Below are 12,738 nucleotides of genomic sequence, written 5' to 3' on the forward strand. Positions count from 1 at the left end.
GATTAATTAACCTTGCAAGACATCCCAAAACAGCATCACGGAAATTAATAGCAACATAACTCCGGCTGATTTTTCTACAGTCTTGACACTGAGGCGACTGGATATCCAACTACCTAAAAGCACACCCAATAAACTTGTAGTGATTAGTGCAGCCGCAGATCCAATAAAAACTACCCAAGGTGCATGAGATTCTGCACTCATTAACAAGGTCGATAGCTGGGTTTTATCGCCAATTTCTGCGAGAAATATGGTAACGAAAGTTGTACCAAAAACTACAAAAGCTGATTCTTGCTTTTTGTGACTAGCAGTAATTATCGGTTCTAGTGGCTCAATAGTGGCCGTAGTGAGATGAGATTGAGAATTTTCGAGGAATTCTGGCAAGTCTTTGGCCGAAATAGCTATAGGTGTAGAGTCAAGTTTCACAGGCAGGAGTTTTTTACTAAGTTATTTTCATATTCTTCTCATTTTCTCAGATATTTGTCATAAATTGCAACTGTATTGCCTAAATATTTAGTGAGAATAAAGTTTTGTGTACGGCTAGTGTGCATTAAAGTTGCGGATTATCTGGTTGAGACTGTCCTTTGTGAATACAAATGACCAATGAACGCCGCATTGCTTCTCTTAATCGGAGACATTGTGCGTACCTTGCTTCCCCCTACCTAGGGATACAAGACAATATGTCCCCAACGCACTGGCTGCTAATGACCAAGGACGACCTTTATGGATAATTCTGTAATGTAGATGTGTTTTAGCTCACGGGTTGGATTTCACTTCGTTCCACAAATTTTAAAAAATTTGCTCCAGCTTCTGGAAATCTCGTTGCACTTCATTCCACAAAGCCTTGTTATTAGGATCGGTTTTTAGGGCTTTTTTTAGGTAAATTCTGGCTTTTAGGACTTGATTATCGTTAATTAGCGCCCTTCCCCAAATTTGATAGGCGATCGCTAACCATTGGCGGACTTCCGCATCTGTAGGTAAACGGTCAGCTAAGGCTTCCGCCAGGGCGATCGCTTGGGGAAATCTTTTTTCTTTTAAAAATCTTTGTAATTGTTCATAAGTCTTCCACTTCAAACGTTGTTCAATTTCCGCAATATTCGCTGGCGGTGTTTGTGGTTTTTCCGTGGTGACTGTGGTTTTGGGCGCAGTCTCTTGACGCGTCGCCTTTGGTTCTTCGCGCCGAGAAACGAACGTTTCTGTGCTGATTTTAGTTTTGGGCGTTGCTTTTGGTTCTTCGCGCCTATGCGTGAAGGGCTGACTTGAGAGCTTTTCGACTGTTTCTTCTGGCGGTACTACCGTTAAGAGCAGCCTATAAGCTTCTGTCAAGGCAATAAACTTATCTTTAGCTTTTTTGTCATCCTGGTTAATATCGGGATGGTATTGCTGCGCCAGCCGTCTGTAAGACGTTTTGATTTCGGCAAAAGAGGCTCCCGACCTTAAACCCAATAAACGGTAGCAATCTCCTAGATCCATTTCGAGATATCAGCTATCTAATATACAGCTATCAGCCTTCTGCTTTGAGCATAAGGTTTTAATGATAAACAATAATTTTCTAATTTATAGTTCAAACTAGACAGTTTTGGGAAAGTATGAAGTATGAAGGCTGAAGTCTGAAAACTAAAACATAAAATTTCATACTTCACACTTCACACTTCACACTTGCTAGATTCGCTCTTCAATTACACGGTCAATCAATCCGTATTCTTTAGCTTCTTGGGCAGACATAAAGAAATCACGATCCATGTCTTTCTCAATCTTGGCCAAAGCTTGACCAGTATTTTGAGCGTAAATGTTATTGAGTTGATGGCGAATCCGCAGGATTTCTCTGGCTTCGATTTCGATGTCAGTAGCCTGTCCACGGGTTCCACCAGAAGGTTGGTGAATCATAATCCGAGAATGGGGCAGTGCCAACCGCTTGCCTTTAGTACCAGCAGTTAATAAGAAAGAACCCATTGAGGCAGCTAGACCGACGCAAATGGTGACAACATCAGATTTGATGTGCTGCATCGTATCATAAATTGCCAAGCCAGATGTGACCATCCCACCGGGGGAATTGATATACAAGTAGATATCTTTACCTGGGTCTTCCGAATCCAGATACAGCATGACAGCGATGATTTGGTTAGCAATTTCATCATCAACATCGCGCCCCAAGAAAATAATCCTTTCCCGATAAAGGCGATCGTAAATGCTAATCCAGTCTGTATACTGCCCTCCGGGCATCCGGTAAGGAACTTTAGGAACGCCTATAGGCATTTTCTTGACTCCGTTTGTGATTTAGTAATTATTTAAAGGAATAGGAAACAGGAAATTTAATTTTTTCTACCTCCTGCCTCCTACCCTCTGAATTCGGCAGTACCCCAGACGCTCGTTCCTCGCTACCGCTAGAGCTAACGACGGGAACCGCCAAGACGGGGGCTACCTCACTCACCTCCTGCCTTCTGCCTTTTGCCTTCTTAAAGGACACTAGCAGGTAGCGGTGGATTGGCGAGTTCTTCTTTTTCAAACACGCGGTCGATTAAACCGTAGTCTTTAGCTTGGTAGGCATTCATGTAGAAGAGACGATCCATGTCTTTAATGATTTTTTCTACCGGCTGTCCAGTGGTACGAGTCAAAATCTCCACCAACGATCCTTTGTTTGCCAAAACTTCCTTCGCCCGAATTTGAATATCCGTAGCTTGACCTTGGGCGTAGCTCTTCGGCTGGTGCAGGATAATACTAGCGTTGGGTAAGCTGGCGCGGCAACCTTTGGTTCCAGCACTGAGTAGCATTGCTGCCATACCCATCGCCGAACCAATACAAATGGTGTGGATGGGTGGCTTAATGTATTTCATTGTGTCAAAGATGGCGAAGGCTTCAGTTTCAAAGCCAACGGGTTCGCCACTATAACCGGAAGTGCCGGTCGAGTTGATATAGATTTTAATAGGCTTTTCGGGATCGTCTGACTGCAAATACAATAGTTGAGCGACGATCAATTCCGTGACAGCAGGTACCAGTGGCATTCCCAGATAGACAATTCGCTCCTTTAACAGAAGAGAGGGTAAATCTGGCGGCGGTGTCCGGTAGAAGTTATCGCCGTAGTATGGGGCTTGAACAGCCTTGATGGGGGAAATGTCCATAGCAACTGATCGCCTGAAATTATGCCGTTAACTGTAATACATCCTAGCGCGATGCCAGCTTGAGTCAGGTGCGGTTTCCTCGCTAATGGGCGAGATAGCTGGCATCTGCTCAAGCTAGGCTTCTAAGATATTGTGAATATCTTAATCCATCTGAGTGGGATCAGTTTTCCGTAGCGCGGATCTGGCGATTTGGAGTTATTTATAAATATGGTGAGAATTCAGGAGTCAGAATTCAGGAGTCAGGAGTCACAATAGTGAGAACATTCAGTAACTCAACTGACTAATCATCTAGAATTTCTGCTAAATGCTGGCTTCTAGCTTTTGAGTGCTGGATTCTTACTAAATTATGTATATATCCTGAATTAGGAATTTTGGGTTATGAAGGTCAATTTGCAGCCTACCCTGAATGATGTGAATGTTGACGCGAATCAAACTAGCAGTCAACGTCAGTTATCTATTTCGGTTTCAGCGATCGCGGATACTCAAGACCGCAGTCTACCAATTAATTTATGTTTAATTCTTGACCATAGCGGTTCTATGAATGGTAGACCACTAGAAACTGTGAAAAAAGCCGCGAATTTGTTGGTTGACAGGCTTAAACCCAGCGATCGCCTGAGTGTGGTAGTTTTCGATCACCGGGCGAATGTCTTGATTCCAAATCAATCTGTGGAAGATCCAGAAAAAATCAAAAAGCAAATTAACCGCTTATCTGCTGATGGTGGAACGGCCATTGATGAAGGTTTGCGTTTGGCCATTGAAGAATTAGCTAAGGGTAAAAAAGACAGAATTTCTCAAGCTTTTTTGTTAACTGATGGGGAAAATGAACACGGCGACAACAATCGCTGCTTTAAGTTCGCCCAGTTAGCGGCTGGCTATAACTTGACTTTGAATACTTTGGGCTTTGGCGACAATTGGAACCAAGATGTTTTAGAAAGAATTGCCGATGCTGGTTTAGGTACTTTATCTTATATTCAAAAACCCGATCAAGCCATCAATGAGTTTGGTCGTTTGTTCAGCCGGATGCAAACTGTCGGCTTGACAAATGCTTATCTTTTGTTTTCTTTGATGCCCAATGTCCGGTTAGCAGAACTCAAGCCTGTTGCCCAAGTTTACCCAGATACTATTGAACTTCCCCTGCAACAAGAAACCGATGGACGCTTTGCTATCCGGTTGGGCGATTTAATGAAAGACTCAGAACGAGTAATTTTAGCTAATATTTATCTGGGACAGTTGCCTGAAGGTAAACAAGCGATCGCCAATGTCCAAATTCGCTACGATGATCCCGCCCAAAATCAAACTGGGTTATTTACTACTAATCTCCCCGTATACGGAAATGTTACCAGGGCTTATCAACCAAATATTAATCCCCAGGTGCAGCAATCTATTTTGGCTTTAGCTAAGTATCGTCAAACCCAACTTGCAGAAGCAAAATTGCAACAAGGCGATCGCGCTGGTGCGGCAACTATGCTGCAAACTGCGGCTAAAACAGCTTTGCAAATGGGAGACACTGGTGCAGCCACAGTATTGCAAACTTCTGCCACACAATTACAATCGGGAGGAGAATTAAGCGAAAGCGATCGCAAGAAAACTCGCATTGTCTCTAAAACTATACTGCAAGATATCCCCCCGCAATGAAAGTTCAATTGCTCTGGTCGCTAAGTGATCGTAACGTTGATGTGGCGCAAGTCAGCAGTCAACGTCAATTGGCAATTTCGGTTTCTGCGCTTGCTGATCAGGTTGAGGGGCGTTTGCCGTTGAATTTATGCTTAATTCTGGATAAAAGCGGTTCAATGCACGGCAAGCCAATGCAAACTGTCATTCAAGCAGTAGAGCAATTATTAGATAGGTTACAGCCTGGCGATCGCATTTCAATTGTGGCTTTTTCTGGTGCTGCGGAGGTGATTGTTCCCAATCAGGTAATTCAAGATCCCATTACCATAAAATCGCTGTTGAAAAACAAGCTCAACGCCAGTGGCGGTACTGCTATTGCTGCCGGATTAGAATTGGGAATCACGGAACTGATGCAAGGTGCCAAAGGCGCTGTTTCTCAAGCCTTTCTCCTCACCGATGGACATGGCGAAAGTAGTTTAAGGCTGTGGAAATGGGAAATCGGCAACGATGACAATAAACGCTGTTTAGAATTGGCGCAAAAGGCAGCTAAAATCAATCTGACTATCAACACTCTGGGATTTGGTAATAACTGGAACTCAGATTTACTCGAAAAAATTGCCGATGCTGGTGGTGGGAGTTTAGCTTATATTGAGCAACCAGAACAAGTTGTTGAACAATTTAGCCGTTTGTTTGGACGGATATCATCAATAGGGCTAACAAATGCTTATTTGTTGTTGTCATTTGTACCTAATATCCGACTTGCAGAACTCAAACCCATCGCCCAAGTTTCCCCAGACACAATTGAATTACCAGTACAAATAGAAACTGATGGTGGTTTTACTGTACGTTTGGGCGATTTAATGCAGGATGTTGAGCGGGTAGTGTTGGTAAATCTTTATTTAGGACAATTACCCGCAGGAGAACAGGTAATTGGACAGATGCAAATTCGTTACGATAACCCAGCGCTGAAACAAGAGTGCTTACTCAGCCCGGCTGTAACGATATCTGCAAATCTGGTGAAAACCTATCAACCCGCCCTCAATCTCCAGGTACAGCAATCTATTTTGACATTAGCGAAGTATCGCCAAACTCAGTTAGCTGAATTTAAATTAAACCAAGGCGATCGCCTTGGTGCCGCAACCATGTTACAAACTGCGGCGAAAACTGCTTTACAAATCGGCGATACTAACGCAGCCGCGATTCTGCAAACATCTGCTACCCGACTGCAAGCTGGTGAAGAACTCTCTCCTGCCGAACTAAAAAAGACTCGAATTGTCTCCAAAACGACTTTACAAAATTAACTATTGGTGCATTTGGTAAGGGATTTGTGCAGCTATACTTGATTATGAAAATTTAGCTGAGATATTTCAGCTAAATTTAATATTTCTGTAAACAAATGTTGTTACTCTTAGTGTCATAGGGGATAAAAAGCTGAAGAGATAGGCTTTTTAGATTGTTACATCAAGTTAACTCAGCAAAGTTTATCTCTAGTCGAATAATCTTTGCTCAGATAATAATTTACAAAAATTTACTGAGAGAATACTTATAATATGAAGACTAAACATAATCTTAGATTATTCCTATCTTAACCAAAATCTTAAATAATACTAAAGAAAGCACAGTTTATCATTTTCGTAGGGTATATGAGGATTCCATGCTAATTAACATACTTCAACGCTACTTACTAGGACTTGTATTTGCCACTACCTTGAGTGCAAACTTACAATCGGTAGACGCATCGACGACTGAGCCTGTTGATCAGTTACAAGGTAATGCAACTTCCCTAAGTACCAATCAGATAAGTACACCTACTTTTGTACTAGATTCGACCTTCGCACCTTTAGCAATTACTGGTTTGCAGATACTTCATAGCAATCAATATGAACCAAATACCCGCTTAATTCCCTTCAATCATGATCTTCAGCCAAAAGCCATTATGCCTAATTATGATGGGGGATTGTTTAAAGACATAGATACCATGTCTCAAGCAATGGAAGCGGCTGTAATGGGTCTGACGGTAAGTAAATATGACAAAATTCCAATGGCTGCTAATAAAATTTTTGTGAGTAGCCAGCATGAAAGCGTCATGATGATTGTCAGTATTACATCTAAGGAAGGTACTCCTATATCTAGAGACAGCCAACCCAACAACATCATAGGTTTACCAGAACGAAATCGAAGTTATGTACCTAACTCTCAGTATCTCAGACGCGGTACTCTTGTCAGTACTAACTACAATGCAGTTAGTATGCTGCGGACGATGGAAGATTTACAGAACATCGGCTCCCTGGGGATGAACGAATTTAATCCTCAACCGATCTCCGATGCTTTAACCAGAGAACTGAAGATGACAACTCACTTAGCTTTTGTGTCAGATAATATGTGTGTTAATTCTGAAGATTTAAAACTCCCAAAAACTTGCCAAAACAAAAATGCAGAGAAGATAGTAACTGCAATGCCGATGATGCATGATAAAGATTGGTCAGCACAGTTGAATAAAGATTTCTCTTTTTGGGACAAGATGAATATTTCTACCGACGTAGCCAGTAAATAAACTGTTGTAGAACATTAGTGGGAAGCCAATCAAGAGTGTGAGTAAGACAATATAAAGCATTTTAAATTCAAATGAAATGCTTTGCTGGAAACAATATCCTATATATTAGGAATCCACTTTGATTACTGAAATGATTTGCGTAGGAAGGGAACAAGGAACAGGGAACAGGTAAGAAGGAATAAAAGTGTACTGAGTTTTTTTCTAAATCAAATATGATTCCTATAGCGGTTCCCAATTATCAAAGGTATACTATAACTAGTTTCTAGTCTCTGACCTCAACAAAATATACCTCAGCAGATTAGAAAACACTATAGCAGTCCTCAATCATTTCGTGAGCAAAAACTAAGGACAATCGTCAGTAGCACGAGCTTGAAAAGAATACTCCCCAGCAACAATATCCCACCGCACCCATACAAAAGGAAAGTTAGATTCTCTCCGTTTGCCTTTAGATAGCGCAACCACGGGATAATCTTGAACCATCAACACCATTTGTGCCATTTTCGCAATGCGATCGCGCCGAAATTCTTCGATAATTTGAATAAAGCTGGAATTTTTTGTTAGTCTGCACAAATAGACTTGATTTTTGCTGGGCTGAATTCCCCAGTTTCTTGTGCTGACTTCTGGATTCTTCTTCAAGGTAGTTACTAAGAATGCAAACATAAGTAAGTCGGCGTGAATATTTGCTTTTTTGATTAAAAATGATTGAGAACCCACAAACAGCAGCTTGGCATGGCAAACTTAACTTAATCTACGCCCATCGCCAAAATTCTACCCAGCTGATTTACAATCATCATCAAGCGCCGCTAAAAGTGCAACGAGCATTTTACCCAGAAGGCGAAAAAGTTTGTCATAGCGTTATGTTACATACAGCCGGCGGAGTTGTGGGAGGCGATCGCTTATCATCTCATTTTCACCTCCAACCCAACACCCAAGCTTTAATTACCACAGCCGCAGCCAGCAAAATCTACCGCAGTAATGGCTTGCAAGCGAGACAAACTATCGATATCCAAATTGATGCGGGTGCTTGTTTAGAATTCTTACCCCAAGAAACAATTTTATTTAACGGCGCAGATTATCGCCAAGATTTACGGGTAGAATTAGCCACTGGAGCCAGTTTTTTAGGCTGGGAAATTACGCGCCTTGGTCGCAGTGCTAGAGGAGAGAAATTTTTAGAAGGAGAATGGCGATCGCATACGGAAATTTGGCAGCAAGGTGTTCCATTATGGATAGATCGTCAATTTTTACCAGGGAACACAGAAATATTTCACAGTCCACATGGTTTGTTTGGACAGCCAATTGTCGGTAGCTTGCTTTGGCTGGGTTATCCAGTCTCCACAGAAATCATTGAACAAGTCCGTTCTCTCTTTACTCAGCACTCAGCACTGAGCACTGAGCACTCAACACTCTATACTCAACACTCTATACTCAACACTCAGCACTTAGTAGGAGTGACACAACTAGAACATGGACTTTTGTGTAGATATCGCGGCGCTTCCACATCAGAAGTGAGAAACTGGTTTACGGCTGTTTGGCAGATATTACGGACATCTTTTTTGAATCGTAATATCTGTATACCAAGAGTTTGGCAGATTTAAACAAACCACAAAGGACGCAAAGATGCAACTTACGCCGCAGGAAAAAGATAAATTATTAATTTTTACTGCTGCTTTATTAGCGGAGAGAAGAAAAGAAAGAGGTTTGAAATTAAATTATCCCGAAGCCGTTGCTTATATCTCTGCTGCGATTTTAGAAGGTGCAAGAGATGGACATACTGTTGCAGAATTGATGAGTTATGGCACAACTTTATTAACACGCGATGATGTGATGGAAGGTGTACCAGAAATGGTGCATGAAGTCCAAGTAGAAGCAACCTTTCCTGATGGGACTAAGTTAGTAACAGTACATAATCCAATTCGTTAACTTTACATGGTTTTGTGCTATTTGGAATATGGATATTTATGTAGCCAATGGCGAATAACACCTAAAAAACTAGTATCCAACTAAATTTTGACTGCGGCTTATACTCAATAATAAAGCTAATGAATACAGGAAACGCTGGCTTTAACACAACAATTATAACTACTGCCATAACTACTGCTTTTGCCATTGTAGCCGGGATAATTAATCATATTATGTCTGGCAAGAGGGATAGACATAATCAACAAACTGCTGCATCTTTAAAATATACAGAACAGCAATTAGAACAATTATATGGCCCACTTGCTTTTCTAGTTTGGGAAGGTAGACATACCTATACTGATTTAGTAAACAAGTTTATAGAAATACGTGAGGAAAAACAAATATCAGAAAAAAATATAAATAATTATGCAATATTTAATTTAAAAAATGAAGCTGAGATACAACTTTGGATTTTTTGGATAGAAAAAGATGCTTTTCCTCGTCATGAAAAAATCAAAGAACTTTTAATGACAAAAACACATTTAATCGAAGGTACAAGAATGCCAGATAGCTATTTAAACTTTTTAAACTATCATAATTCCTGGAAAATAGAACACCTACAATGGAAAGAACAGCAAATTGAATATTCATATAAATCAAAAGTTGAGTTTCCTCCAAATTTTGAGGAGGACGTAATTAATACTTTTGAAAAACTTAAACTGAGACAAGCAAAATTTATTAAACTAATTAGATGATTATGAGCCCCGGAGAAATTATTCCAGCTACAGGTGAAATAGAACTAAATGCAGGTCGTCCAACAGTAAAATTGCAGGTAGCAAATACAGGCGATCGCCCTATACAAGTTGGTTCGCATTTCCACTTTTATGAAGTCAACAATGCCCTAAATTTTGAGAGAGAACAAACGCGAGGAATGCGTCTTGATATTCCCGCCGGGACAGCAGTCCGCTTTGAACCAGGGGATGAAAAGGAAGTTACATTAGTTCCTTTGGTTGGTAGTCGTCAAGTCTATGGGTTTAATGGCAAAGTCAACGGAAAGCTGCCACAAGTCTAAAATAGATGAAACACCTTAAGGATTTGCTATGTTGCTATTAGAACGACATCAACGCCTCAGTGCTGATTTTAAAGTCATCTTGAAAGCACTGGTGAATTTGTACAGAGACCCAACTAATCTTGACTATGTTTACGATATTGAAGATGGATTGCATGATAGCAAAGCCGCTAAATCATCAGTAAATTGGCTCAAAACACAATCAGCAATAGAACAACTGATTCAAGAACGATATATTGCACCTCATCCTGATATAGAAAAGCTCTTACAATATCCCGAAACATCTTTAGGCTATGCTTATGCATCCTATATTCAAAAAAATGGTTTCGACCCTGGATTTTATCGCCCAATCAAAGTTGAAGATGATATTAGTTATCTAACTTTGCGTATGCGCCAAACTCATGATATTTGGCATGTAGTCACAGGTTTTAAGACTGATGGACTCGGAGAAATTGGACTAAAAGCTTTTGAAATGGCGCAGACACGCAGAAATTTAGCATTTGTATTAGTAGGAGTAAGTCTATTAGGTACATTGGTAAAATCGCCAGACCAACTGCCTAATTTATTAGAACAAATAACTCTGGGATATAAGATGGGGTCAACAGCAAAGCCACTATTGACGCAAAAATGGGAAGAACATTGGGATAAGCCTTTATCAGAATGGAGAGACAAATTAGATATTCAACCAGCATCATTCAATTCTTTTTGACCACATCTTACATCTCGAAGGAATTAAATAATGAGTTATAGAATGGATCGCCGCGCCTACGCAGAAACATACGGGCCGACAGTAGGCGATCGCATCCGCCTGGCTGATACAGAATTATTTATCGAAGTAGAACAAGACTTTACTACCTACGGCGATGAAGTGAAATTCGGTGGTGGTAAAGTTATTCGTGATGGGATGGGACAATCCCCCATTTCTAACGCCGATGGTGCTGTAGATTTAGTCATTACTAATGCTTTGATTCTCGATTGGTGGGGAGTAGTCAAAGCAGACATCGGCATTAAAGATGGCAAGATATTTAAAATTGGTAAAGCGGGTAATCCATATATTCAAGACAATGTAGATATTATTATTGGCCCCGGAACCGAAGCCTTAGCTGGGGAAGGAATGATTCTCACCGCTGGCGGGATTGATAGCCATATTCATTTTATTTGTCCCCAACAAATTGAAGTTGCGATCGCCTCTGGAATTACAACGATGATTGGTGGCGGAACTGGCCCCGCTACGGGAACCAACGCCACCACCTGTACCCCCGGCCCTTGGAACATTTACCGGATGTTACAAGCTGCGGATGCTTTTCCTGTCAACTTAGGTTTTTTGGGTAAAGGTAATGCCAGTCAACCCCAAGCATTAGCCGAACAAGTCCAAGCTGGTGCAATGGGTTTAAAGCTGCATGAAGATTGGGGGACAACTCCCGCGGCGATTGATACTTGTTTGAGTGTGGCTGATGAATACGATGTGCAGGTAGCCATCCATACCGATACTCTCAACGAAGCTGGATTTGTGGAAGATACCATCGCCGCTTTCAAAAACCGCACTATTCACACATACCACACCGAAGGCGCAGGCGGTGGACATGCACCAGATATTATTAAAGTCTGCGGTCAAGCCAATGTTTTACCATCTTCTACTAATCCCACCCGTCCCTACACTCTCAATACCTTAGATGAACACCTAGATATGTTGATGGTATGTCATCACCTCGACCCAGCAATTCCCGAAGATGTGGCTTTTGCTGAATCTCGGATACGCCGAGAAACCATCGCCGCTGAAGATATTTTGCACGACTTAGGCGCGTTCAGTATGATTTCTTCTGACTCCCAAGCAATGGGAAGAGTGGGCGAGGTGATAATTCGCACATGGCAAACAGCCCACAAGATGAAGGTACAGCGGGGAAGTCTGGAGGGAGATAGTCAAGCTGACAATTTACGCGCCAAAAGATATGTTGCTAAGTACACCATTAACCCAGCAATTACGCATGGTATTGCTGATTATGTCGGTTCGGTAGAAGCAGGAAAACTCGCAGACTTATGTTTGTGGCGACCTGCGTTTTTTGGTGTCAAACCAGAGATTGTAATTAAAGGTGGGATGATTGCTTGGGCGCAAATGGGGGATGCTAACGCCAGTATTCCCACACCGCAACCAGTACATACAAGGCCGATGTTTGGCAGTTTTGCTGGTGCTAGAAGTGCGACATCTTTCACTTTTGTTTCCCAAGCAGCGTTAGAAAGAGAAATTCCTAGTCAGTTGAAATTGCAAAAAATCGCTGTTGCTGTAACTGGAACACGTCAGTTAAGTAAAGGCGACTTGAAGCTAAATGACGCGTTACCCCAAATCGAAGTAGATCCAGAAACATATCAAGTCAGGGCTGATGGCGAATTGCTGACTTGTGAACCTGCAACAGTTTTACCAATGGCGCAGCGTTACTTTTTATTTTGAGGTGCAAAAATGAAGAGAGACAATGCGATCGCATTGTCTCTCT

Annotated in this window: 14 protein-coding genes; 9 read left to right on the top strand and 5 right to left on the bottom strand. The window is 41.5% G+C overall.

The genetic code is table 11. From position 1 onward, the window contains the following. Nucleotides 1-6 precede the first annotated feature (6 nt). The 4 genes from IQ244_RS19055 to IQ244_RS19070 all read right to left on the bottom strand — a co-directional run bounded on the left by IQ244_RS19055 (nucleotide 7) and on the right by IQ244_RS19070 (nucleotide 3,116). Nucleotides 7-423: a TMEM165/GDT1 family protein gene (locus IQ244_RS19055; protein ID WP_193896935.1), complete on the bottom strand. Its 417-nt coding sequence runs from the start codon at nucleotides 421-423 to the stop codon at nucleotides 7-9. Between the two features lie 363 nt (nucleotides 424-786). Beyond that, complete coding sequence (locus IQ244_RS19060) at nucleotides 787-1,470, bottom strand: J domain-containing protein (RefSeq protein WP_193896937.1); 684 nt, start codon at nucleotides 1,468-1,470, stop codon at nucleotides 787-789. Nucleotides 1,471-1,659: 189 nt separating this feature from the next. Further along, the gene (locus tag IQ244_RS19065) at nucleotides 1,660-2,253 is read right to left on the bottom strand and encodes an ATP-dependent Clp protease proteolytic subunit (protein WP_193896939.1); all 594 of its coding nucleotides are present in this window, start codon (nucleotides 2,251-2,253) and stop codon (nucleotides 1,660-1,662) included. 200 nt (nucleotides 2,254-2,453) lie between these two features. Beyond that, nucleotides 2,454-3,116 (bottom strand): ATP-dependent Clp protease proteolytic subunit, encoded by a 663-nt coding sequence (locus tag IQ244_RS19070; protein WP_193896941.1) that lies wholly within the window; start codon nucleotides 3,114-3,116, stop codon nucleotides 2,454-2,456. 378 nt (nucleotides 3,117-3,494) lie between these two features. On the opposite strand from IQ244_RS19070, the gene IQ244_RS19075 reads away from it, so the two are divergent. The 3 genes from IQ244_RS19075 to IQ244_RS19085 all read left to right on the top strand — a co-directional run bounded on the left by IQ244_RS19075 (nucleotide 3,495) and on the right by IQ244_RS19085 (nucleotide 7,281). After that, entirely contained in the window at nucleotides 3,495-4,751 is a 1,257-nt protein-coding gene (locus tag IQ244_RS19075) for a vWA domain-containing protein (RefSeq protein ID WP_193896943.1), read from the top strand. Then, a complete protein-coding gene (locus IQ244_RS19080) occupies nucleotides 4,748-6,028 on the top strand; it encodes a vWA domain-containing protein (RefSeq protein ID WP_193896946.1) in 1,281 nt (426 codons plus the stop codon). The genes IQ244_RS19075 and IQ244_RS19080 overlap by 4 nt, the downstream gene beginning before the upstream one ends. 353 nt (nucleotides 6,029-6,381) lie before the next feature. Beyond that, a complete protein-coding gene (locus tag IQ244_RS19085; RefSeq protein ID WP_193896948.1) occupies nucleotides 6,382-7,281 on the top strand; it encodes a hypothetical protein in 900 nt (299 codons plus the stop codon). 342 nt (nucleotides 7,282-7,623) lie between these two features. Here the strand turns inward: IQ244_RS19085 and IQ244_RS19090 are convergent, their stop codons facing one another. Continuing rightward, on the bottom strand, nucleotides 7,624-7,941 hold the full coding sequence (locus tag IQ244_RS19090) for a hypothetical protein (protein WP_193897008.1): 318 nt from the start codon (nucleotides 7,939-7,941) through the stop codon (nucleotides 7,624-7,626). Nucleotides 7,942-7,979: 38 nt separating this feature from the next. On the opposite strand from IQ244_RS19090, the gene IQ244_RS19095 reads away from it, so the two are divergent. From IQ244_RS19095 to ureC, 6 genes are all read left to right on the top strand, one after another. Further along, the gene (locus IQ244_RS19095; protein WP_193896950.1) at nucleotides 7,980-8,876 is read left to right on the top strand and encodes an urease accessory protein UreD; all 897 of its coding nucleotides are present in this window, start codon (nucleotides 7,980-7,982) and stop codon (nucleotides 8,874-8,876) included. Between the two features lie 22 nt (nucleotides 8,877-8,898). Continuing rightward, entirely contained in the window at nucleotides 8,899-9,201 is a 303-nt protein-coding gene (gene ureA, locus IQ244_RS19100) for an urease subunit gamma (protein WP_193896952.1), read from the top strand. Between the two features lie 119 nt (nucleotides 9,202-9,320). After that, a complete protein-coding gene (locus tag IQ244_RS19105; RefSeq protein WP_228059018.1) occupies nucleotides 9,321-9,935 on the top strand; it encodes a hypothetical protein in 615 nt (204 codons plus the stop codon). A gap of 2 nt (nucleotides 9,936-9,937) precedes the next feature. Further along, complete coding sequence (locus IQ244_RS19110; RefSeq protein ID WP_193896960.1) at nucleotides 9,938-10,252, top strand: urease subunit beta; 315 nt, start codon at nucleotides 9,938-9,940, stop codon at nucleotides 10,250-10,252. Between the two features lie 28 nt (nucleotides 10,253-10,280). Continuing rightward, nucleotides 10,281-10,958: a Coq4 family protein gene (locus IQ244_RS19115; protein ID WP_193896962.1), complete on the top strand. Its 678-nt coding sequence runs from the start codon at nucleotides 10,281-10,283 to the stop codon at nucleotides 10,956-10,958. Between the two features lie 30 nt (nucleotides 10,959-10,988). Beyond that, nucleotides 10,989-12,695: an urease subunit alpha gene (gene ureC / locus IQ244_RS19120; RefSeq protein ID WP_193896964.1), complete on the top strand. Its 1,707-nt coding sequence runs from the start codon at nucleotides 10,989-10,991 to the stop codon at nucleotides 12,693-12,695. Nucleotides 12,696-12,738 lie beyond the last annotated feature (43 nt).

Origin of the sequence: Nostoc sp. LEGE 06077 (genome assembly GCF_015207705.1) — a bacterium.
Lineage (GTDB): Bacteria > Cyanobacteriota > Cyanobacteriia > Cyanobacteriales > Nostocaceae > Nostoc_B.